We start from the raw sequence: 22,522 nt of genomic DNA, 5'->3' as shown, positions 1-22,522 counted from the left end.
ATTAATTTGGTTTCGTGTAGTAAACTTCAAGTTTTAATCTTTTATTATCTGGAACAGAAGCTTTTCCTCCAAACAAGATTGTACCTAAAGGATTCATAACCGATGTTCTCGGCGCAGCAGAAAAATATTTAACTGGATCATCTTGGATTTGAACCTTATTCTTCAGCGCATTAAGTGTAATTGTAGTTACACTTTGGGAAACTACCAGTCCTAAATCAACATTTTTAGCTGTTGCGTCTTTTATCAAGTTACGAATATGGCTTGTGATTCTCATTTTATAACTTTTTCCTCTTTTGTCAGAACCTACGGTAATCACTCCTCCAAAAGCCGATGCAGCATCTGCAGAATAATCTGCTAGAACAGCATTATTTGTCAAATCGTACAAATACACTCTATTTGGCTCTTCGGTACCAGCCATTTTATCAGCATCAATATAGAAAACTAAATTAGCTTCGTTAACTTTCCAGTTCTTGTGAGTTACATTATACCTAATTTCATCTAATTCATCAGGAACATTATTTGCTTTACTTACAACATTACCTTTTTCATCATACCCCATTACATCTGTCTGATTAAACAGTCTTAAAATTGCCAAAGATCCTTGACCTCCTTTTAAGTAAAGCCTTTCATCTCCTTCTGTTTTATTCACATTTGTTGTTATAGCGCTCGTGTAATCTGCGTTTCGGGTATCTTGAAGAAAATTAGCTGTATTTGATGTAGCCGCACTAGCACCCTTCAAGTTCAAAACAATTGTTTTACTTTCCATAGCATCACCATCTTCCGTAGATTCTGTTTTAGCTTTGTAATAAATTGTAATTTTACCATCACTAAAATTCATTAATGCCATATTACTCGGATTAGATCCAGATTTTTCAACATTAAAATACAAACCTCTAAAATATTCCTGAAAAACATCCTCGGCCCCAAGTTTCGAGGCAGCTGCATTTAATATTTTATCTTGAAAAAACTTCGTGTCTAAATGCAAACGCATTTCCGGTTTTACCCTAGTAAGCGTTTTTTTGCCATCTGTTGTAATGCTATCTTTATACTCTGCCGCACTGAAAAAGAACTCTTCATTTTCAAGCCTATTAGCACTATTATTTAATCTTGTGCCTTTTTTTTCATTAAAAAAATCGGTGTTTTGATCTGTATAATAAAACTGTGGCAATTGACTACCTCCATTAAAATAACTATTTCTCATCTGGATCCCAGATTCATAAACACTTAGTTTAATTTTTCCGTTTTTATCTCCGTAAATAGAATCCAATTCATATTTACTATTCCCTTTATCATCAGTAGAAATAACATGACTATAATAAGGAATCTGTATTTTAACACTATCAATAACCGGAGACTCTCCAATTGTTAGAGAATAGGAAGCAAGCCCTAACTGAGTAGTAAAGTTTGCAGTTGTAGTACCAAAAAGCGGATTATCAAAAATACCAAGAGCATTTGGCGACATATTATTTGACTGAATTGGAGTAACTTCTTGATTAAAAGCTAAAACATCATATTTTTCAGATTCAAGTCCAAAGTGATCATCACCAACCAAACCTTCACCAATCGCATTAAAATCTTTGTCACAAGAATATAAAAAAACAGCAATAACAGCTAAAAGAGATTTCTTAAAAAAAGAAGTTTTATACATGTCTAATAATAAAATTAAAATTTAAAGTCCAAATGTTCTATAGAAATTTGTATAAGCATCAGCAAACGCATCTTTCGTGGCGAAAGGTAAAAAAGGTTTTCCTGAAGATTCTATAAATTTTGTTAAACTTGGAGAAACATTTTCTGACGCAATGATTACACCATCAGAATGTAAAATGCTAGCTTTTAAAACATTCTCATAATTTGGCACTTCTAAATCTGACACAGACTCATGGGGAACTCCGTCAAATTTAACTTTATTAATCATTTCTAAATCTAAGTTTTCATCAAATGACTGTCCATAAACAGAAGTAATGATTTTAGTTTCAGAAAATAAAGCTTCATGCTTATAGTAATGTTTCATATAAATAGGAAGCATTGCCGCAAGCCAGCCGTGAACATGTATAATATCTGGAACCCAGTTTAATTTTTTTACAGTCTCTACAACTCCTTTAGCAAAGAAAATGGCTCTTTCGTCATTATCAGGATATAAAGCGCCTTCTTCATCTGTAAAAGTTGCTTTACGTTTGAAGTATTCATCATTATCAATAAAATAAACCTGGATTCTCTCTTTCGGAATAGATGCTACTTTAATAATCAATGGCATATCTAAGTCATTCACTACCAAATTCATCCCTGAAAGTCTTATCACTTCATGTAATTGATGTCTTCTCTCATTTATATTCCCATATCTTGGCATGAAAATTCTTATCTGGCCACCTTGGTCATTAATCATTTTCGGAACGTCATAAGACATTAAAGAAACCTCATTTTCAGCTAAATAAGGCACGACTTCAGATGATACATATAATATCCTCTTATCTTTCATAATAGTATTTTACTTAATTTTGGTAATAAAAAACGTCGCAAAATTACAAAATTTTATGCAGTTTATAACTAATATATTATGTTTGCATAAATTTTAATAATACCTCAATGCATATTTTCTACAGTAAAGCAGCTTTGATAGCCTATCTTAAAACTATCAAAACCACAAATTCTACAATCGGATTTGTACCAACAATGGGCGCTTTACACCAAGGACATCTGGCTTTAATGCAACGTTCGCTAAAAGAAAACAACGATACTGTTGTAAGTATTTTTGTCAATCCAACGCAATTTAACAACGCAGACGATTTAGCAAAATATCCTAGAACACTTGAAGAAGATATTAAGAAAATGCGTACATTAAGTGATAAAATTATTTTATACGCACCATCTGTTGAGGATATTTATGAAGGAAATACCGTTTCGCAGACTTTTGATTTTGACGGATTAGAAAATCAGATGGAAGGAAAATTCCGCCCTGGTCATTTTAATGGTGTTGGAACAATCGTAAAACGTCTTTTCGAAATCGTAACTCCAACAAATGCTTATTTTGGAGAAAAAGATTTTCAGCAACTTCAAATTGTTAAAAAGTTAGTCGAAAAAACCGGATTACCAGTAAATATTGTTGGCTGTCCTATTTTTAGAGAAGACAATGAACTTGCAATGAGTTCTAGAAACGAACGTTTAACTTCTCAAGAAAGAAAAGACGCATCTATTATCTACAAAGTTTTGACTGAAGCAAAAGAGATTTTCCAAAATCATACTCCGCAAGAAACAATCGAATTTGTAGAAAATTCTTTCAAAGACAATAAAGAATTTGAACTAGAGTATTTTGTTATTGCTGACGAATCTACACTTTTGTCTATCGATCAGAAAGAGAATGACAAAAAATACCGCGCATTTATAGCAGTATTTGTTAATTCTATAAGACTGATAGACACCATTTCATTAAATTAATCTAACTTTGCATCATGCAAATTCAAGTTATAAAATCAAAAATTCATCGAGTTAAGGTAACTGGAGCCGATTTAAATTATATTGGCAGCATTACTATTGATGAAACGCTACTAGAAGCTTCAAACATTATTGAAGGCGAAAAGGTATCTATTGTTAACATCAATAATGGCGAACGTTTTGAAACTTACGCTATTAAAGGTGAAAAAAATTCAGGTGAAATCACTTTAAACGGTCCTGCGGCAAGAAAAGTTCAAAAAGATGACATTATCATTATCATTTCTTATGCAACCCTAGATTTTGAAGAAGCAAAAACCTTCAAACCTTGGATTATTTTCCCTAATGAAAACGACAATTCTTTAACCTAAGATTTTCTTTTTCTTACCGAATTCCCCTACTTTGTCAAAAGCCATTTTTGAACAAAAGAGCTTTCTATTGCCTCAATCCAAAACGGTTCTGACGCTAAAACACTGTGCTTCAATTTTTACCTCAATTAACAAAGAAGCAAATAAAATAGTATATTGCTACACTATTTTCAATACTTTTTTAATTTACTGAAATGCCACAAATCATGAAAAAAGTTTACCTACTAACACTTTTGATTTCAATCTCGTCGTTTGCCCAAAAAACGTTCGATAACATTAAATCAGAAAAACTGGGAGAAGAGCGCAGAATTACGATCGGACTTCCTGCTTCTTATGAAGCAAACAAAGACAAAAAATATCCCGTTCTTTATTTATTAGATGGAGATTACTTATTTGATCCGTTTTCCGGAGCCGTAAGTTATGGAACTTATTGGGATGATATTCCAGAAATGATCATCATCGGAATTCATCAAAATAAAGATGGAGAACGTTTTGACGACACAACAATTGACCAAAACGAAGGACTTCCTTTTGAAAAAGGAGCAAAGTTCTTCGAATTTATCGGAGCTGAATTAGTTCCATATATTGAAAAAAAATACCGCACCTCGCCTTTCAGACTTATTGCTGGTCATGATTTAACAGCGAGTTTTGCTAATTTTTATTTATATAAAGAATTTCCGCTTTTTAATGCATATATCTGTTTAAGTCCAGAGCTTGCTCCAAAAATGGAAGTGCGTATTGCGGAGAAATTTGCTAAAATAAAAAGCCCTATTTTCTATTACCTTTCTGCTGGAGAAGGTGATATTAAAAAAATTAAAGAACCGATAGATAAATTAAACAGCAATATTAAAATCGCTAATAATCCGTTAGTGAATTATAAATATGATGTATTTAAAGGCGCAACACATTATACAGAAGTATTACATTCTATACCAAGTGCATTGTACCAGATTTTTGAAGTGTACAGACCTATAAATTCTGCCGAATACAACGACAAAATTGCGGTTCTTCAAGAAGGTTATGCAGAATATTTAGAAAAAAAATATGCTACAATGTCTGAAGCTTTAGGAGTTCAAATTCCTGTTCGAATGAGCGATTTTAAAGTAGTAGAAAATCTTATTTTAAAAAGAAATGCCTATAGCGAACTAGGAAAAATGGCTGAAATAGGAAATGTAAATTACCCAAAAGCCATGTTGGGAGAATATGAATTAGGATTAATGTATGAAAAACAAGGTGATCCTAAACACGCTTCGAAAAAATACCAAAACGCTTCGCAAATGGAGCCAATTGGCGATTTGAACAAAGACATGATGTATGAGAAAATTGACGAAATGAATACACTTGCTAAAAAAAGTAAATAATGTCAAAAGTTAAAACTTCCTTTTTCTGCCAAAACTGCGGAACCCAATATGCCAAATGGCAAGGGCAATGCAACGCATGCAAAGAATGGAATACGATTGCCGAAGAAATTATTCAGAAACAGGATAAAGTGGCTTGGAAAAGCGAACCTACTCCAACAAGCAAAGCACCAAAGCCTTTAAAAATTAATGAGATCGATTCTACTCAGGAAGTTCGAATGGACACAACTGACGGCGAATTGAATCGTGTTTTAGGTGGCGGACTTGTTCCTGGATCTTTAACGCTTTTAGGCGGTGAACCCGGTATCGGAAAAAGTACACTTTTACTTCAAGTATCATTAAAATTACCTTATAAAACATTGTATGTTTCTGGAGAAGAAAGTCAGAAACAGATCAAAATGCGTGCGGAAAGAATTACGCCAAATAGCGATAACTGCTATATTCTAACTGAAACTAAAACGCAGAACATTTTCAAACAGATTGAAACCATTCAGCCTGAAGTTGTCATTATAGACTCCATTCAGACTTTACATACAGATTATATCGAATCAACCGCAGGTAGTATTTCCCAAATTCGTGAAACCACTGCCGAACTGATCAAATTTGCCAAAGAAAGCAATATTCCAGTAATCTTAATTGGGCATATTACCAAAGACGGAAATATCGCAGGACCAAAAATCTTGGAACATATGGTTGATACAGTTCTACAGTTTGAAGGCGACAGAAACCATATTTACCGAATTTTACGTTCGCTTAAAAATCGTTTTGGTTCTACATCTGAACTTGGAATTTATGAAATGTTGGGTAGTGGATTACGAGAAGTCAGCAATCCTTCTGAAATTCTGATTTCACATAAAGATGAAGAATTATCTGGAACAGCAATTGCCACAACTTTAGAAGGCATGCGTCCGCTGATGATTGAAATTCAATCTTTGGTTAGCACCGCAGTTTACGGAACACCGCAACGAAGCACAACAGGTTATAATGCAAAACGACTAAACATGATTTTGGCTGTTTTAGAAAAAAGAGCTGGATTCCGCTTAGGCGCAAAAGACGTTTTCCTAAATGTTACTGGTGGAATTTCTGTTGATGATCCTGCCATTGACTTGGCCGTTGTTGCCGCAATTTTATCTTCTAATGAAGATATTCCTGTTGGAAAAGGTTTCTGTTTTGCCGGCGAAGTCGGACTTTCTGGCGAAATTCGCCCTGTAAATCGTGTAGATCAGCGTATTCAAGAAGCTGAAAAATTAGGTTTCGATACTATCTTTGTTTCCAAATACAACAAAATTGCTTTAAAAAACACAGGAATTAAGATTGAGCTTGTTGCAAAAATTGAAGATGTTGCAACCATACTTTTTGGCTGATTTCAAATACCACTCCTCCTATGAATTTTCCAAAACAAAAAATATACAAGGCATTAAAAATACTAGGAATAGTAATTTTAGTGCTTTGCATCGGATTGTACTATTTCCGTAATTCACTTTTAAACCAAGCCATCGCAAAAGTTACCCATAAAATGGCTGTTCAATATAACAGTAAATTTTCTGTAGAATCGGCTTCATTTGACGGTTTATCAACTATAAAATTGACAGATGTTGTTTTAGCTCCAATCAATGCTGATACACTTGTCAAAATAAAAAATGTGGAAACCAGCATCAGTTTAAGCAATTTACTTATTGGAGATGTTCAAGTTGGAACTTTAAAAGTAGACAATGGATATATACAGTTAGTAAAAAAAGGCAAAAAACGAAATTTTGATGCTTTTCTAAAAAGAGATCGCGAAGAAACAGAATCAAACGAAAAACGTAAATATGCTTCCTTTGCTTACAGAATCATTTCTAAAGTACTAAATCTAGTTCCAACTGATATGGATTTGAAAAACTTCAAATTCAAAATCGACGACAATGGAAAACAAACTAATATTGATGTCGATAAATTGGTTTTAAGCAACAAACAGCTTGAAACCAATCTTCATGTTCAGGCAAAAGATTTTGATCAGCGTTGGAACATTAAAGGATTTGCTGATCCGAGAAACAAAAAAGCAGATATTCGTTTTTTCAATTTAGATACTGGAGCTATTCGCGTTCCATATTTAGATCAGCGTTACAACTTAAAAGCAAGTTTCGATTCTATTCGATTGAATGTTCAGAATATTGACAAAAGCGGTAGCGAATTGCATATTGACGGTTATACTTCTATCGCCAATCTTAAAATCAATCACCCAAAAATTGCCAGTAAAGATGTCGTAATAAAAAATGCTCGTTTTGATTACCGCTTTTTATTGGGAGATAGTTTCATCTCGATCGATAGCACTTCAACAATGCAGTTGAACAAAATCAAAGTTCGTCCTTATATTTCTTACGACACCGAAAAAGATACGGTTTATACTTTGAAAGTCGATATTCCGAAAATGAAAGCGCAGGATTTTATCGTTTCGCTTCCTGACGGATTGTTTACACACTTTCAAGGGATGCAGGCAACTGGAAACTTTGATTATAAACTCGATTTCAAATTCAACAAAAACAAACCAAATACACTTGTTTTTGACAGCAAACTGAACAAAGAAGATTTACGAATTACCAAATATGGAGAAGCGGATTTAAATAAATTAAACGGTGAATTTGTTTATCGTGCGATTATTCAGAATGTGTTGCAAAGACCCGTTTTGGTCGGAAACGCAAATCCAAATTACACGCCTTTAGACCAAATTTCTCCTTATTTGAGAAAATGCGTTTTAACTACAGAAGATCCTTCTTTCTTCTCACATCGTGGATTCATAAACGAAGCGTTCAAACAATCAATTCTTAAAAACATTAGAACCAAGAAATTTTCACGCGGTGCCAGCACTATCAGCATGCAGTTGATTAAAAATGTTTTCCTTACCAGAGAAAAAACACTTTCGCGAAAGCTTGAAGAAATCCTATTAGTTTACATTTTAGAAAACAACCGAATTGTAAGCAAAGAAAGAATGCTCGAAGTCTATTTCAACATTATTGAATGGGGACCAAATATTTACGGAATCGGAGAAGCAAGTCATTTTTACTTCCAGAAAAGTCCATCTGACCTAAATGTAGATGAATGTTTGTATTTGGCAACGATAATTCCGAAACCAAGAAAATTCATGTATCAGTTTAATGATCAAGGTAATTTGAAAGATTATGCAATTAAAAACCAGAAATTTTTAAAGAATCTGATGTTCAGAAGAGGACTTCTAGTTCCTGAAGATACCACTGGCATATTACCGGTTTATATTTCAGGAAATGCTCGTTCTTTAATCAAAATTAAAGTTCCAGATTCTACAGCAGTTAAAACTGATTCTTTGGCTGTTGATGACGAATTTGATTTGTAATTTTCTGCCACGAAGACACTAAGACACAAAGTTTTTTTGTTTTTAATCTCGCAAAGACGCGGAGTCGCAAAGTTTTTTCAATAGCCCCTAGCTTAAGCTAGGGGAAAAAAATCGAAATAGAAAAAGGGCTTTAGCCAAACTTTACTAGTTTGGCTAAAGCCCTTTGATTTGCATTTATCTTCTAATCCAGCTAAAGCTGGACGATATTGAGCTTAAAAAAAATAACTTTGCGACTCCGCGTCTTTGCGAGATTAAAAAACCTTCGTGTCTTAGTGTCTTCGTGGCAAAAAAAACTTAAGGCGCAGGATCAGGAATTATAGCCTGAACCGCATCAATCTCAGCCAAGATCTGCTTAGAAAGAACAACATCAATCGTATCGATATTTTCTTTTAATTGTTCCAAAGTTGTAGCACCAATAATCGCACTTGTCAAGAACGGTTGTTGCAACACAAACCCCATTGCCAATTCTGTTAACGTTAAACCGTGTTTTTTAGCGATTTCTTGATATAATTTTGTTGCTTCAGTACATTGATCGCTATTGTAACGTTTGTATTGCGGAAAAAGGTTAATTCTCGCTTTCGGGTGACTTTCTCCAGTCAGAAATTTTCCAGTCAAAACACCAAATGCCAAAGGAGAATATCCTAATAAACCAACATTTTCATATTTTGAAACTTCTGCAGAATTCACTTCAAATAAACGATTCAATAGAGAATACGGATTTTGAACGGTTTTGATTCTTGGCAGATTGTTGTATTTGCTTTCTTCCAAAAGACGCATCATTCCCCAAGCGTTTTCATTTGAAACTCCAATGTGTTTGATTTTACCTTCTTTGATTAATCCGTCGAAAGTTTCTAAGATTTCTCTAAAGTTATCTTCCCAAACATCATCATGTCCGTGAAAAGCACGCTGTCCAAAATTATTCGTTTTTCTTTCTGGCCAATGCATTTGGTACAAATCGATATAATCGGTTTGAAGTCTTTTTAAACTTTGCTCAACAGCAAATTTGATACTTGCTGGAGAAAAATCCAGTTTCTCACGCATGTATCCAAAATTCGGATTTGGTCCCGCAATTTTTGAAGCCAAAATTACTTTATCACGATTTCCTGATTTCTTAAACCAAGTTCCAATAATTTTTTCGGTGCTACCATAAGTTGCTTCACTCGCAGGAACCGAATACATTTCGGCTGTATCAAAAAAATTAACGCCTCTTTCAAGAGCATAATCCATTTGCTTGTGCCCTTCAGCTTCTGTATTCTGCTGCCCAAAAGTCATAGTTCCAAGGCATATTTTACTAACTTTTATATCGGTGTTGGGTAATGTTGTGTATTTCATTTTTTTTAAAGATACTGAGTTGCTAAGATTCTAAGGTTCTAAGTTTTTTCCCTTTTTTAATAATAAGTCCTCAAAGATACGAACCGATTTTTCAAATCTAAAAACGAGAAAGGTTAAAAAAAGTACAAGATTCTTTGCTAAGGTTCTAAGTTGCTAAGATTCTGAGATTCTAAGTTTTTCCTTTATAACAAAAAAGGGTCGAAGTAAAACTTCAACCCTTTTTTTAAACTTAGTAGCTTAGTATCTCAGAACCTTAGCAACTTTTAATTAATACTATTAAGCATCTCCGCAATCTCGTCTAATCTTGGCGTCAAGATAATTTCGATTCTACGGTTTTTTGCTTTTCCTTCTGGAGTTGTATTACTAGCTAGAGGAGAAAACTCGCTTCTTCCCGCCGCAGTTAATTTTTGTTTATTGATTTTTGGGTTTTCGCTTAAAATAGCTACGATTGCTGTTGCTCTTTTAGTCGATAAATCCCAGTTGTTTGCAATTGGTCCAGAACCTGCATACGGATCATCGTCTGTATGTCCTTCAATTAAAACAGAAAGATCTGGATTATCGCCCAAAACTTTTCCAAGTTCGACAACTGCTTTTCTTCCTTCAACACCAACTGCCCAGCTTCCTGAATTGAAAAGTAATTTGTTTTCCATAGAAACATATACTTTTCCATTTTTCTGCTCTACCGTTAGACCTTTACCTTCAAAACCATTTAAGGCTTTAGATAAAGTTTCTTTCAGTTTGCGCATTGATTCCTCTTTTGCCGCAATCATATCTTCCAATTCTTTCAAACGATTAGCCGTTTTATCCAAACGAGCTTGTTCGTCTGCAAGAGCTTTACCTTTTGCTTCTAATTGCGCTAACAGTTCACGGTTTTTAGCCATGTTTTTCTCCAATGCATCATTGCTATTTTTCTCCAATGCATTATAAGAATCCTGAAGCACTTTATATTTCTTTTGTTCCGCAGCAAGATCAGCTTTTTGTTTTGCCAAATCATCATTCGCATTTGCTAAATCTTTAGTCAATTTATCGCGATCGGTTTCTAACTGATTCTTCGCTTTCTTTAAACTTTCGTTTTCATCAGTGATAGAACGGTTTTCTTTTTTCAAATCAGAATATTTTGTTTCCAGATCATTGTAAATTTTCTTAGAAACACATGACGTTGTGGACAAGGCTAATGCCAATAATCCGATGGAGGCTTTTTTAATCATCTTACTTTAATTGGTTTTTATTTTAGGCGTTTAAAATCTCACAATTTCAAAATTCAAAATCAATTCTTGAATTTAAACCACCTTTCTCTCAACAAGAACAATACCAAAAATTAGTCAATTTCGACTAAAATAGGGCAATGATCTGAGTGCATAGCGTCTGGAAGTATAACAGCTCTTTTTAATCTTTCCTCTAATACATTGCTTACCAAATTATAATCGATACGCCAACCTTTGTTATTTCCTCTTGCTCCCGCACGGTAACTCCACCAAGAATAATGATGCGGATCTTTATTAAAATGACGGAAACTATCAATAAAACCAGATTTCATAAAAGCATCCAACCAAGCACGTTCTGCAGGAAGAAATCCTGAAACAGTTTTATTGCGAACTGGATCATGAATATCAATCGCTTCATGACAAATATTGTAATCTCCGCAGATAATTAAATTCGGGATCGTAAGCTTCAATTCATTAATATAATTCTGAAAATCATCCATAAACATAAATTTGTGATCCAGCCTTTCAATATTTGTTCCAGACGGAAGATATAAACTCATTACAGAAACATCATCAAAATCTGCACGAAGATTCCTTCCTTCAAAATCCATGTGGTGAATTCCTGTTCCGTAAACAATATTGTTTGGCTTCGTTTTAGAAAGAATCGCTACTCCGCTATACCCTTTTTTGGTTGCGGGATAGTAATATTGAAACGGATAACCTGCTGCTGTAATATCATCAACTGGAATCTGATCTTGTGTCGCTTTTATTTCCTGAAGACATATTACATCAGGATTTGCTTGCTGCAGCCACTCGATAAACCCTTTGTTTATTGCCGCTCTAATTCCGTTTACATTATAAGAAATAATTTTCATCAGTGATTTTTTTAGGATTCCAAATGTAATAAAAAAGTGCAAAGTTTGTCTTGGAAACAGCGAAAAGTAGACTTTTTTGTTATCTTTGTTCGCTGTTCTAATAATTTAAAAGTAGTAGATGGGTTTAGTTACCGCGAAAGAAGTTGCAAAGGCAATAAATGTTGAAAAGTACGGAGTTTTCGGTACCTTTTCTGGCTGGATTCTTATGAAGGTTCTTAAGATCTCGACCCTTAATAAAATTTACGATCGTAATAAACATTTGGAAGACCTTGACTTTTTGAATGGAATTTTGGACGAAATGGAAATTAAGTTCGAAATCCCTGAAGAAGATTTAAAACGTCTGCCAAAAGATGGTGCGTATATAACCATTTCTAATCATCCGCTTGGTGGAATTGATGGAATTTTATTATTGAAATTAATGCTTGAAAGAGAGCCAAATTTCAAAATCATTGCCAATTTCTTGTTACATAGAATTGTTCCGATGAAAAAATACATTATGCCGGTTAATCCTTTTGAAAACCATAAGGATGCAAAATCGAGCGTAATTGGAATTAAAGAAACCTTACGTCATTTAAGCGACGGAAAACCTTTAGGTATTTTCCCAGCTGGTGAAGTTTCAACTTACAAAGATGGCAAATTAGTAGTCGACAAACCTTGGGAAGAAGGTGCTCTTAAACTAATCAGAAAAGCTAAAGTTCCTGTAGTTCCTATTTACTTTCATGCCAAAAACAGTAAGTTATTTTACTGGCTTTCTAAGATTGATGATACCTTAAGAACTGCAAAATTACCTTCTGAACTTTTAACGCAGAAAGACCGTGTAATTAAAGTTCGTATTGGAAAACCAATCTCTGTAAGTGAGCAAAACGAAATTGAATCTTTTGAAGAATACTCAGAATTCTTAAGAAAGAAAACCTATATGCTGGCTAATCCGTTTGAGAAAGACACCAAACTGATTGACACAGCAAGCCTTAAAATACCTAAAGCGCCTAAAAAAATTGTAACACCTGCAAGCGAATCAAAATTGATTGATGAAGTTCAGGCATTACGCGATAGTGACAGTAGGTTTTTACAAAGTAAAAACTACGAGGTTTTCTTTGCAAGCGCAAAAGAAATCCCGAACATTTTACATGAAATAGGCCGTTTACGCGAGATTACTTTTCGTGAAGTTGGTGAAGGAACAAACGAATCTATTGATATAGACGAATACGACCAGTATTATCACCATATGTTTTTATGGGATGATGAAACCAAAAAAATCGCAGGAGCTTACCGTATGGGATTAGGTTCTGAGATTTATCCAAAATACGGAATTGAAGGTTTCTATCTGACAGATCTTTTCAGATTTGAACCAGAATTGCATGATATGATGCACAAGTCAATCGAAATGGGTCGTGCTTTTATCGTAAAAGAATATCAGCAAAAACCAATGCCTTTGTTCTTATTGTGGAAAGGTATTATTCACACCACTTTGCGTCATCCTGAACACAAGTATTTAGTTGGCGGTGTAAGCATCAGTAATCAGTTTTCAGATTTCTCTAAATCATTGATGATTGAGTTCATGAAATCGAACTACTACGATCCGTACATTGCGCAATATATTCACCCGAAAAAAGCATATAAAGTTAAACTGAAAGACGCGGATAAAGATTTTATCTTCGACGAAGCAGAATCTGATTTGAATAAGTTTGATAAAATCATTGACGAATTGGAGCCAGGAAACTTACGCCTGCCTGTTTTAATTAAGAAATACATCAAACAAAATGCAAGAGTAGTTGCTTTCAACGTTGACCCTTTATTCAACAATGCAATTGATGGCTTAATGTACATAAGAATTGCAGATATTCCCGAAAGCACGATGAAACCTGTTATCGAAGAATTTCAGATTGAATTAGAGAAGAAATTATCTGAGAAAGAGGATTAAATAATAATCATAAAAAAGAAACCCCATAAATTTAAATTTATAGGGTTTCTTTTTTATGACACTTCTTAAACAACTTCCTCTCGCTCAAAATTGAAAATTTCTTCACCAATAGCATCAAGTTTATCCAATATAACTTGAGAACCTGATTCTTTCATTATTTCCCATTCTCTCTCTGAAATAGGCACAATCCACAAAAAGGAAATCTTTGAATTTGCGTATCCAGAAAAGTTCATTTGAGGAAAAACTTTTAATTTATTGGTCAAAACGGCATACTTAAATTTCTCACTAATAGTCGTTTGAAATTCGACTGTATGTCCTTCTGCTAAAAATGTAATATAATCCCATGGCGTCGTTGTAATTCCACTTATAAGACCAGCAACGTCATTTACTTGCTCATTTGTCAATCCTGACTTTAGAATGGCTCCAAGCTCAATTCTATTAACTTCATCAGGATCTTCATAGTACATTTCTACTTTTGGCTGTGGTCGCAATGATACTGCTACGGTCGCAAATACAGTTTTTTCATTTCCTTCTAGCACGTACAATCCTTTTGGAGGCCCTTCTGGCCCATCAATTGCAAAATACTTTTCGCTTTTACCAAACATTTCATCATAATACTTTAGGATTTCAGGCTGTATCAATTGAAAAGGATTAAGGTCTTCATCCCATGCTGCAAAAAACTCAATTGCACTTCCAACACGCTTGCGCATTTCATTATCTTCTGAAAGTTCCCAAGCAAAATCTCCTGTACCTTTGCAATCTCGCGCATATCCATAAAATCCGCCATCGCCTCCCCAACTAGGAATTACACATAAAATCTCTCCATTCTCTAGTAATGCCGCTCCATCTCCTTCTTCCAACCAAACAATTTCCGAATTATCAGCAATAAGCGCTTCTTGCCCCTTCGGGAATTTACAAAATTCTTTGGTCTGCATAGGAGAAACACCTTTTTCCATCAATTTTGTTTCTATCTTTTCTGGTGCTTCAATTAAATTTCTAACCCAGCAGCTTTTCATTCCAAAATCTTCGTTATCTCCAAACAAATAAAAATAAACAGTTCTATTATCCTGTTCTACAATCGCTGTTATTGGACAACTATGACTTCTTAGTTCAAGAAGAACTTTCGGTTTTTCAATCTTATTGTTTCTACTAAATAATCCCATATTTTAAAAAAAATTATACTGTGCTAATGTTCTAGTAAGCAACATTAGTCTTAAACACAAATAAAGGTATTCTATTCTACATCGCAAGTTTATGATGATCTTTTAAGAAAAAAACAAAAAAAAATCCCATCCAGAATTGAATGGGATTTCTAGTATTATATGCGTTTTCTCTTAAAACCAGCCTTTTTTACCAACTTGGTATGTTTGGTAAAAATCTTCATCTGATTTTGTCAAGTAGATAATTCCTTCAATGAATCCAATAATACTACCAACTCCGCAAGTTACGATTGTAATTACAATTTGGATGATTCCTTCTTGAGTGTATCCTAAGATAAATTTGTGGATACCTAAATATCCGAAAATTATTCCCATAATTCCTGCTAATACTTTTTTATTCTCTTGTCTTGGTTGAGATGGTGTATTCCAGCTTTCTGGTTTTGTAGTTTCCATTTTTATATTATTTAGTTAATTATTAATTCCGATTTCATCAATTTCTTCAATGGTACTTTTAGGATCTGGACCATAATAGTTTTCGCCATGCTCTCCTTCTGTTATTAACAGAACTAATATCCAGATAGGTCCTGCTAAGGGAATTAAAGAAACTAAAACTGTCCAGCCACTTTTGCCAATATCATGCATTCTTCTAACTGTAACAGCCAAAGATGGAATGATAGAAGCTATCGCATAAAGGCAAAACAATCCTACTGCAATTGAAAGACCTGCTGTTGTACCTAAAATTGCCGTTAGTATTCCTCCTAAAAAAATAAACACAAAAAATAAAAGTGCTGTTGCAAGACGGAAATACCAGTATTCACTTCTTCTAGCTCTACCGCTAAAGTTTGCATAATTATCAAACATGGCAGTTTTATACCATTCAATCATAATTCTTAAGTCGTTTGTTTTTGGGCCTACTCTTAGGATTTTCGGTTTTCTCCGAACTTCAAAAGACAAACCTATTTAGACTCATTCTTTAAAATTCGGAAACAATATTATTAAAAATTAACAAATAAAACTAATCTCACTAAATAAAATTCACAAGAAAAAACTCGTTATTAAAATCTAAAGGCTGTAGCCTAGTTTTTGCCGTACACAGCTTTTATTTTGTCCACAATTACCTGTGCCAAACGCTCATGACTTTCAAAAGTCCAGCCTGCTATATGAGGCGTTAGCAATACATTTTTTGCTTCCATAAGATATTGAAGCGCTTCTGGCGTATTGTTTTCTTGAAATAGTGTTTCAAAAGAAAGTTTTTCATATTCCAAAACATCCAAACCTGCTCCTAGGATTTTTTTAGATTTCATAGCTTCAACCAAATCTGCTGTTACTATATTCTTTCCTCGTGAGGTATTTATAATCCAGAAAGACTTTTTAAACGCATTTATAAAGTCGCTATTAACCATTTTATCCGTTTCTGGTGTCCAAGGAAGATGAAGGCTTAAAACATCCGTTTTTTCACGTAATTCATCCAACGTAACTTGTTCGGCATTTTCGTCTCCTACATTATCTAAAATATCATAACAAATAACTTTTGTATCAAAACCTCTCAGTTTTTTAGCAAAAGCTTTCCCCATGTTTCCATAACCAATAATTCCAATTGTTTTCAAATCCAATTCATGGCCTCGATTGCTTTCGCGATTCCAATGTCCGGCTTTTACCTCTGCATCAGCTTGGTTTAAATTATTGAATAAAGATAAAATTACGCCGAGCGAATGTTCTGCAACAGCATTGCGATTTCCTTCTGGAGCCGCAATCAGATGAATTCCTTTTGAAGAAGCACACTCACAATCAATACTTTCCAGACCTGCACCAACTCTTGCAATAAATTGCAACTTTGTTGCTGCATCCAAAAATGTCTTATCAATCTTGAAACGGCTTCGAATTACAATTCCGTTATAATCTTGAATTTTTGCTTCTATTTCTTCTTTTGAAGATTTAAAATCGGCGTGATTTTCGAAACCAGCTTCTTCCAATTGATTCCAAAGAATCGGATTATTGCTGTCGATATGAAGAATTTTTATGCTCATTTTTTTCTGAATTTTATAATAAACAAAAATACGGTTAATTTAATCTCGCAAAGTCATAAAGCCCCAAAGTTTTTCCTATTGCAATAAACTTTGAACCTCTGAATCTTTGCGCCTTTATTCCTAAACTTTTTATTGCTCGGATTTTTTTTTAACTTTGAAAGAATAAGGATTTTGCAATCCATCATATAAATCTTCAGAAAATCTTCCCTAATGAAACTTACCAAGACTTTTAAAGCCTTTTTTGAAAACGAAAAATCAGGAGGAATTATCTTGCTCTGCGTGACGCTTCTATCACTATTTCTTGCTAATTCTTCTCTTCAAATTCCTTATGTTGCTTTTTGGGAAAAAGAAATTGCAGGACATTCTATTACAGATTGGATCAACGATGGATTGATGACTATTTTCTTCCTCTTGATCGGATTGGAGCTAGAACGAGAGATTTATCATGGTGAATTATCTAATATTAAAAATGCTTCTCTGCCAATTATGGCCGCCTTTGGAGGAATGCTGGTTCCTGCCGCAATCTTTCTGGCTTTAAATTACGGTACAACCACACAAAACGGAGCTGGAATTCCAATGGCGACAGATATTGCTTTTGCTATCGGAATTTTATCACTTCTAGGCAATAAAGTTCCTGCTTCATTAAAAGTCTTTTTAACTGCTTTGGCCGTTATCGACGATTTAGGCGCTATAATAGTTATTGCCGTTTTTTACACCACATCTATTTCTTTTTTGAATCTAGGAATCGCACTTGGAATTTGGGGCTTATTATTTATCCTAAACCGAATGAAAGTTCATAATCTAATTCCGTATTTAATTGGTGGAGCCATAATGTGGTATTTTATGCTTAATTCTGGAGTCCATGCAACGATTACCGGAGTGATTCTGGCATTTGTAATTCCGTTTGGTGATGGTGGAGAAAAAACCTCATCATATAGATTACAGCATTTTTTACATCAGCCAGTTGCGTTTTTTATCCTTCCATTATTTGCGATAGCCAATACTGCTTTGACAATTACAGAAAACTGGCATGAAGGCCTTAATCATGTTAATACATACGGAATCATTCTCGGACTTGTTGTCGGCAAACCCCTTGGCATATTGCTTTTCTCTTCTGTCGGTGTAACTTCTGGCTTGTGCATCTTGCCTAAAAACTTAAAATGGCCTCATATTTTAGGCGCAGGAATGCTGGGCGGAATTGGTTTCACCATGTCAATATTCATTACGGTTCTTGCTTTCAAAAATCCTGAAGTTATTGTTTTTTCTAAAATAGCGATTCTTATTGCTTCTTTCGTAGCTGGTTTCACAGGCTTTTTATACTTAAAATATATTCTGAATAAAAAAACGACCTGAATATGATAAACTATTAAGAATTGAAATTGTCTGTTTCTTTAATCTGGTTAAAACAAATTCCAAAAAGTAAAAATTCCAAATTTCAATTGTGCTCACTTCAATAATGAAAAGAATCAGGCAAATACTTTCAATATCAATATCACTTATAATATTACTTATTGGTATTATCTTTTATCAAATAAAATACAATCCTTCACGCCCTGACTTACATCCTCAAATACCCGTTTCATTTTGCGGAACCCAAGCTTTTGAATTAACAGGAAATGCTTACAAAGGAAAAGAGATTTTTAACTCCAATTGTGCCGCTTGCCATAAACTAGACTCCGAAAGTACAGGGCCTGCACTTAGAAATTTAGACTCATTGGTTTTCGTCAAATGGATGCTAAGGAAAAACCATAAAATCGACAGTACTAAAATTGAGAATTTAGGAATTGATTATCACAGAGCAACATTTAAAGATGTTCTCAATGAAGAAAATCTTTTAGACTTAATTGATTATTGTTCACGAGTAAGATATTGAACCTCAAAACAAAAAATTCCAAACTCCAGTTTGAAAATTGGAATTTGGAATTTAAATATTGGAATTTCTTTAAAAATCTAACCTTTGATTTGTTTCAAAGAGGTTTTGATTCCTTTAATCAATGATGAACTGAAACCATTATGCTCCATTTCATTTAAACCAACAATTGTACAGCCTTGCGGCGTTGTTACACGATCGATTAGTTGTTCTGGATGCACTCGTTCTTCTAAAAGCATTTTAGCTGCTCCCTTTACCGTTTGAGCTGCAATTGCTAAAGCGGTATTAGAATCAAATCCAATTTCGATTCCTGCTTGCATAGAAGCACGAATATAACGCAAAGCATATGCTGTTCCGCAAGCACCTAAAACAGTTGCCGCATCCATTAATTTTTCATCGATTACAGGAGCTGTTCCTAAATCCTGGAATAAATCAACAATTGGCGTAGCATTTTCTTTGTATTTTTCTGGGAAAGAAATACAAGTAGCCGATTCTCCAAATTGCGCTGCAATATTTGGCATAATACGTACAACTGGATATTCGTAGTTTGTTTTAGTTTGAAACACGTCCAAAGACAATCCGCTTACTGCTGAAGCAATAGTTTTATTTTTAATAACAGGCAGAATTTCAGCTAAAACAGTGTCAACCTGATAAGGCTTTATAGTTAAAATTACAACATCAGCTTCTTCGATGTTGTGTTTATTATCGTTAGAAACAGTAATTCCGTATTCCGACAAATATTGAATACTTGCAATGTTTCTTCTTGTGACGGTAACTTGGTTGTTTTTCGAGAATTTGGCAATTCCCAAGGCAATAGAAACCCCAAGGTTTCCTCCTCCAATAATGTGTACTTTCATCTTGGTTGGATTTAATTTATTTCTGGTTGATAAATAGCTTTTTTCCGCGTACAAATTACGCAGATTTTAGAGATCTTAAATCACTGCAATAAACTAATTTGTGGCAAAAATCTAGAATCCTAGAATCAAGTTAGCTACTCCAAAGTAGAGCATAATTCCAAACACATCGTTGGTTGTAGTAATAAACGGACCAGTAGCAATTGCGGGGTCAATCTTATTTTTATTCAGGAAAAGAGGGACTAATGTTCCTAAAGTTGCTGCAAAAAGAATGACAACAATCATAGAAATAGAAATTGCAAATCCCACCAAATACTGTTGATACATGATAGAATGATATCCTAATAAAAGCAACGAAATAATAGTTCCTGATATCATAGAAACGGTAATTTCTTTAGTAAAATATCCGCGGCTAAAATCTTTCAGTGTTCCATTTGCCAAACCTTGTACAACGATTGCCGAAGCCTGAACGCCAATATTACCTGCAGTTGCAGAAAGTAAAGGCACAAATATGATTAATGTAGAATATTTTTGGAAAGTTGCTTCGTTGCCTTTCAAAACAAAAGACGCTACAATTTCGATTACCATTCCGATCAAAAGCCAAGGCAAGCGTGCTTTGGTCAATTCGTAAACGCTGTCATTCGATTCAACGTCTTGTGTAATACCCGCTGCTAACTGGTAATCTTTGTCGGCTTCTTCCTTGATTACGTCTACGATATCATCGATTGTAATTCTTCCGACTAATCGTCCTAATTCATCAACAACCGGAATTGCCTCTAAGTCATATTTCTGCATGATACGAGCCACCTCAACATCTTCAGTATCTACCTTTACAAAATTTAATTTTCGGATATAAACGTCACCAATTTGAGTTTTGGTCGAAGAAGTCAGTAAATCTTTAAGAGAAAGTCTTCCTTTTAGTCTATTTTCATCATCAACTACATAAATAGAATGTACTCTCGAAACATTTTCTGCTTGGATTCTCATTTCTTTAACGCAGGTCAAAACGTTCCAGTTTTCATTCACCTTTACAAGCTCTTTTCCCATCAAACCACCAGCCGTGTTTTCGTCGTAACGCAAAAGATCAACAATATCTTTGGCGTGTTCAACATCGACAAGCTCAGAGATTACTTCCGCTTTAATTTCTTGCGAAAGTTCGGCGATAATGTCGGCAGCGTCATTTGTTTCAAGCTCATCAAGCTCTTCTGCAATTTCCTTTGGTGAAAGTCGGCTTAAGATATTTTCACGCAGATCCTCTTCTAATTCCAGAAGAATTTCGGCGGTTTTATCACTATCTAAAACCTTAAAGATATAAGTCGCCTCATCAAAGTCTAATTCATCTAAGATTTCGGCGATATCGGCGTGGTGCAAATCATTCAATAAAACTTCAAGTTCGTTGTCGTTTTTATTGATGATTAGCTCTTCTAACTGGTGTATAAATTCTTTACTAACTTTGAACTCCATCGGTTTCTATTTTTTGAGTTAGTTCAATAAATTCATCAACGCTAAGTTGCTCTGGACGTTTATCAAAGATAGTGTCTTCTCGCAAATTGTCTGATAAATTTAATGTTTTCAAACTGTTACGTAATGTTTTTCGTCTCTGCTGAAAAGCAGTTTTTACTACTGTAAAAAACAACTTTTCGCTGCAAGGAAGGCTATAATCTTCCTTTCGGGTCATTCTCATCACACCCGATTTCACCTTGGGCGGAGGAATAAAAACGTTTTCATTAACCGTAAACAGATACTCTGTATCATAGAAAGCCTGAGCTAAAACTGATAATATTCCGTATGTTTTTGAGCCTTTCTTTTCGCAGATACGCTCGGCTACTTCTTTTTGGAACATTCCAGAAAATTCCGGAATCTGGTCTCTAAGTTCTAATGTCCTAAAAACAATCTGAGAAGAAATATTATACGGAAAGTTGCCTATTATGGCAAACTGTTTATCTTGGTAAACTTCATTTATATTATATTTCAGGAAATCCTGAGAGATAATCTTATCTTTTAATTTTGGATAATTGGCATCCAAATACGCTACAGATTCGGTATCGATTTCAATAACGTGTGTAGTAATTGGCTTTTCAAGTAAATATTTAGTAAGCACACCCATTCCTGGCCCTATTTCTAAAACCTCATCATACCCATTAAAAGTCAAAGTATCTGCAATGGCTTTTGCGATACTTTCATCTTTCAGAAAGTGCTGTCCTAAATGTTTTTTTGCTTTTACTTTTTCCATTTCATTTCTTGTTTGCCACGAGGCTGCAAAAGTATTCTTTTTTTGCCACAATCCCGATAACTATCGGGACAAAGACACAAAGATTTAATTCCTTTTGACTGAATACTAATTACTGAAAGCTGAACACTACAAAATTAGTGCTCTGAAACAACCTCCAATTCTGTTCTGAAAGAAAGCATTTTATCAGCAAATAACCCTAATGCTTCTCTATGAAATTCTGGTTCATCTTCGATATAAAACTTCTCCAGAGTTTCTTTACTGTCTGTTATGTATTGCACAGAATAAGTAATTCCACCCATTTCTTCTTCAACCAGAACTTTTACAATTCGTGCTGAAGAAAATTTATTAGTAGCCAGAATTTCTGGTATGTGTTTTTCCTGCATCCATTTTAACCATTGGTCATGAACGCTTTCGTGTATGTTTGTGGTAACGTTGTAAATAATCATTTTTTTCTAAGGTTCTGAGATGCTATCCCGATAGCTATCGGGACTGAGGTTCTGAGGTTTTTCTCGAAACTCAAAACAATCTCATTATTAATTCTTTC

At 34.4% G+C, this 22,522-nt stretch carries 20 protein-coding genes and 1 pseudogene; 8 read left to right on the top strand and 13 right to left on the bottom strand.

Going from position 1 to position 22,522, the window contains the following annotated elements; all coding sequences use genetic code 11:
- Position 1: 1 nt before the first annotated feature.
- Both bamH and JI750_RS05830 read right to left on the bottom strand, forming a co-directional pair.
- Entirely contained in the window at positions 2-1,648 is a 1,647-nt protein-coding gene (gene bamH / locus JI750_RS05835; RefSeq protein ID WP_201999358.1) for a BamH family beta-barrel-assembly machinery protein, read from the bottom strand.
- 21 nt (positions 1,649-1,669) lie between these two features.
- Positions 1,670-2,476 carry a glycogen/starch synthase gene (locus JI750_RS05830; protein ID WP_201999357.1) on the bottom strand — a complete coding sequence of 269 codons (807 nt, stop codon included), beginning with the start codon at positions 2,474-2,476 and terminating at the stop codon, positions 1,670-1,672.
- A gap of 107 nt (positions 2,477-2,583) precedes the next feature.
- Between JI750_RS05830 and panC the strand changes: the two genes are divergently transcribed.
- The 5 genes from panC (at position 2,584) to JI750_RS05805 (ending at position 8,501) form a co-directional block, all read left to right on the top strand.
- Positions 2,584-3,432 (top strand): pantoate--beta-alanine ligase, encoded by an 849-nt coding sequence (panC, locus tag JI750_RS05825; RefSeq protein WP_201999356.1) that lies wholly within the window; start codon positions 2,584-2,586, stop codon positions 3,430-3,432.
- Positions 3,433-3,446: 14 nt separating this feature from the next.
- Positions 3,447-3,797, top strand: coding sequence for an aspartate 1-decarboxylase (panD, locus tag JI750_RS05820; protein ID WP_008465481.1), 351 nt, complete (start codon positions 3,447-3,449; stop codon positions 3,795-3,797).
- Between the two features lie 203 nt (positions 3,798-4,000).
- Positions 4,001-5,155: an alpha/beta hydrolase gene (locus JI750_RS05815; RefSeq protein WP_201999355.1), complete on the top strand. Its 1,155-nt coding sequence runs from the start codon at positions 4,001-4,003 to the stop codon at positions 5,153-5,155.
- Complete coding sequence (gene radA / locus JI750_RS05810; RefSeq protein WP_201999354.1) at positions 5,155-6,516, top strand: DNA repair protein RadA; 1,362 nt, start codon at positions 5,155-5,157, stop codon at positions 6,514-6,516. Before JI750_RS05815 ends, radA begins: the two co-directional genes overlap by 1 nt.
- Positions 6,517-6,536: 20 nt before the next feature.
- Complete coding sequence (locus JI750_RS05805; protein ID WP_201999353.1) at positions 6,537-8,501, top strand: transglycosylase domain-containing protein; 1,965 nt, start codon at positions 6,537-6,539, stop codon at positions 8,499-8,501.
- A 294-nt stretch (positions 8,502-8,795) separates the two neighbouring features.
- Here JI750_RS05805 and JI750_RS05800 read toward each other — a convergent pair whose 3' ends face one another.
- The 3 genes from JI750_RS05800 to JI750_RS05790 all read right to left on the bottom strand — a co-directional run bounded on the left by JI750_RS05800 (position 8,796) and on the right by JI750_RS05790 (position 11,913).
- A complete protein-coding gene (locus JI750_RS05800; protein WP_201999352.1) occupies positions 8,796-9,833 on the bottom strand; it encodes an aldo/keto reductase in 1,038 nt (345 codons plus the stop codon).
- Between the two features lie 263 nt (positions 9,834-10,096).
- A complete protein-coding gene (locus JI750_RS05795) occupies positions 10,097-11,041 on the bottom strand; it encodes an OmpA/MotB family protein (RefSeq protein WP_201999351.1) in 945 nt (314 codons plus the stop codon).
- 110 nt (positions 11,042-11,151) lie between these two features.
- Positions 11,152-11,913, bottom strand: a complete 762-nt coding sequence (locus JI750_RS05790; protein ID WP_201999350.1) for an exodeoxyribonuclease III — start codon at positions 11,911-11,913, stop codon at positions 11,152-11,154.
- A gap of 118 nt (positions 11,914-12,031) precedes the next feature.
- On the opposite strand from JI750_RS05790, the gene JI750_RS05785 reads away from it, so the two are divergent.
- The gene (locus JI750_RS05785) at positions 12,032-13,834 is read left to right on the top strand and encodes a GNAT family N-acyltransferase (RefSeq protein ID WP_111377625.1); all 1,803 of its coding nucleotides are present in this window, start codon (positions 12,032-12,034) and stop codon (positions 13,832-13,834) included.
- A 65-nt stretch (positions 13,835-13,899) separates the two neighbouring features.
- Here JI750_RS05785 and JI750_RS05780 read toward each other — a convergent pair whose 3' ends face one another.
- The 4 genes from JI750_RS05780 to JI750_RS05765 form a co-directional block, all read right to left on the bottom strand.
- Positions 13,900-14,997, bottom strand: coding sequence for a suppressor of fused domain protein (locus tag JI750_RS05780; protein WP_201999349.1), 1,098 nt, complete (start codon positions 14,995-14,997; stop codon positions 13,900-13,902).
- Between the two features lie 171 nt (positions 14,998-15,168).
- Positions 15,169-15,447: a TM2 domain-containing protein gene (locus JI750_RS05775; RefSeq protein ID WP_095930301.1), complete on the bottom strand. Its 279-nt coding sequence runs from the start codon at positions 15,445-15,447 to the stop codon at positions 15,169-15,171.
- A gap of 15 nt (positions 15,448-15,462) precedes the next feature.
- The gene (locus JI750_RS05770) at positions 15,463-15,879 is read right to left on the bottom strand and encodes a DUF805 domain-containing protein (protein WP_201999348.1); all 417 of its coding nucleotides are present in this window, start codon (positions 15,877-15,879) and stop codon (positions 15,463-15,465) included.
- Positions 15,880-16,070: 191 nt separating this feature from the next.
- Positions 16,071-17,021: a 2-hydroxyacid dehydrogenase gene (locus JI750_RS05765; protein ID WP_201999347.1), complete on the bottom strand. Its 951-nt coding sequence runs from the start codon at positions 17,019-17,021 to the stop codon at positions 16,071-16,073.
- A gap of 210 nt (positions 17,022-17,231) precedes the next feature.
- On the opposite strand from JI750_RS05765, the gene nhaA reads away from it, so the two are divergent.
- Together nhaA and JI750_RS21985 are read left to right on the top strand one after the other, a co-directional pair.
- Positions 17,232-18,374 (top strand): Na+/H+ antiporter NhaA, encoded by a 1,143-nt coding sequence (gene nhaA / locus JI750_RS05760; protein WP_201999346.1) that lies wholly within the window; start codon positions 17,232-17,234, stop codon positions 18,372-18,374.
- A gap of 262 nt (positions 18,375-18,636) precedes the next feature.
- A pseudogene (locus JI750_RS21985) lies at positions 18,637-18,894 on the top strand (c-type cytochrome); the annotation flags it as partial.
- Positions 18,895-18,971: 77 nt separating this feature from the next.
- Here JI750_RS21985 and proC read toward each other — a convergent pair.
- From proC to JI750_RS05735, 4 genes are all read right to left on the bottom strand, one after another.
- Positions 18,972-19,748, bottom strand: coding sequence for a pyrroline-5-carboxylate reductase (gene proC / locus JI750_RS05750; protein WP_201999344.1), 777 nt, complete (start codon positions 19,746-19,748; stop codon positions 18,972-18,974).
- A 111-nt stretch (positions 19,749-19,859) separates the two neighbouring features.
- Positions 19,860-21,209, bottom strand: a complete 1,350-nt coding sequence (gene mgtE / locus JI750_RS05745; RefSeq protein WP_201999343.1) for a magnesium transporter — start codon at positions 21,207-21,209, stop codon at positions 19,860-19,862.
- A complete protein-coding gene (gene rsmA, locus JI750_RS05740; protein WP_201999342.1) occupies positions 21,193-21,978 on the bottom strand; it encodes a 16S rRNA (adenine(1518)-N(6)/adenine(1519)-N(6))-dimethyltransferase RsmA in 786 nt (261 codons plus the stop codon). Before rsmA ends, mgtE begins: the two co-directional genes overlap by 17 nt.
- 134 nt (positions 21,979-22,112) lie before the next feature.
- Entirely contained in the window at positions 22,113-22,424 is a 312-nt protein-coding gene (locus JI750_RS05735; RefSeq protein ID WP_095930295.1) for a DUF4286 family protein, read from the bottom strand.
- Positions 22,425-22,522 lie beyond the last annotated feature (98 nt).

It is taken from the genome of Flavobacterium tagetis (genome assembly GCF_016735615.1).
In the GTDB taxonomy this organism is placed as follows: Bacteria; Bacteroidota; Bacteroidia; order Flavobacteriales; family Flavobacteriaceae; genus Flavobacterium; species Flavobacterium tagetis.
This window is presented reverse-complemented; position numbering and strand designations above follow the sequence as displayed.

Bases quoted from the DNA above. Each gene is read 5' to 3' on its own strand.
- JI750_RS05790 (WP_201999350.1), bottom strand. From the start codon at position 11,913: ATGAAAATTATTTCTTATAATGTAAACGGAATTAGAGCGGCAATAAAC.
- JI750_RS05830 (WP_201999357.1), bottom strand. From the start codon at position 2,476: ATGAAAGATAAGAGGATATTATATGTATCATCTGAAGTCGTGCCTTAT.
- bamH (WP_201999358.1), bottom strand. From the start codon at position 1,648: ATGTATAAAACTTCTTTTTTTAAGAAATCTCTTTTAGCTGTTATTGCT.
- panD (WP_008465481.1), top strand. From the start codon at position 3,447: ATGCAAATTCAAGTTATAAAATCAAAAATTCATCGAGTTAAGGTAACT.
- mgtE (WP_201999343.1), bottom strand. From the start codon at position 21,209: ATGGAGTTCAAAGTTAGTAAAGAATTTATACACCAGTTAGAAGAGCTA.
- panC (WP_201999356.1), top strand. From the start codon at position 2,584: ATGCATATTTTCTACAGTAAAGCAGCTTTGATAGCCTATCTTAAAACT.
- JI750_RS05815 (WP_201999355.1), top strand. From the start codon at position 4,001: ATGAAAAAAGTTTACCTACTAACACTTTTGATTTCAATCTCGTCGTTT.
- JI750_RS05805 (WP_201999353.1), top strand. From the start codon at position 6,537: ATGAATTTTCCAAAACAAAAAATATACAAGGCATTAAAAATACTAGGA.
- JI750_RS05775 (WP_095930301.1), bottom strand. From the start codon at position 15,447: ATGGAAACTACAAAACCAGAAAGCTGGAATACACCATCTCAACCAAGA.
- JI750_RS05770 (WP_201999348.1), bottom strand. From the start codon at position 15,879: ATGATTGAATGGTATAAAACTGCCATGTTTGATAATTATGCAAACTTT.
- JI750_RS05780 (WP_201999349.1), bottom strand. From the start codon at position 14,997: ATGGGATTATTTAGTAGAAACAATAAGATTGAAAAACCGAAAGTTCTT.
- nhaA (WP_201999346.1), top strand. From the start codon at position 17,232: ATGAAACTTACCAAGACTTTTAAAGCCTTTTTTGAAAACGAAAAATCA.
- proC (WP_201999344.1), bottom strand. From the start codon at position 19,748: ATGAAAGTACACATTATTGGAGGAGGAAACCTTGGGGTTTCTATTGCC.
- JI750_RS05785 (WP_111377625.1), top strand. From the start codon at position 12,032: ATGGGTTTAGTTACCGCGAAAGAAGTTGCAAAGGCAATAAATGTTGAA.
- JI750_RS05795 (WP_201999351.1), bottom strand. From the start codon at position 11,041: ATGATTAAAAAAGCCTCCATCGGATTATTGGCATTAGCCTTGTCCACA.
- JI750_RS05735 (WP_095930295.1), bottom strand. From the start codon at position 22,424: ATGATTATTTACAACGTTACCACAAACATACACGAAAGCGTTCATGAC.
- JI750_RS05765 (WP_201999347.1), bottom strand. From the start codon at position 17,021: ATGAGCATAAAAATTCTTCATATCGACAGCAATAATCCGATTCTTTGG.
- radA (WP_201999354.1), top strand. From the start codon at position 5,155: ATGTCAAAAGTTAAAACTTCCTTTTTCTGCCAAAACTGCGGAACCCAA.
- JI750_RS05800 (WP_201999352.1), bottom strand. From the start codon at position 9,833: ATGAAATACACAACATTACCCAACACCGATATAAAAGTTAGTAAAATA.
- rsmA (WP_201999342.1), bottom strand. From the start codon at position 21,978: ATGGAAAAAGTAAAAGCAAAAAAACATTTAGGACAGCACTTTCTGAAA.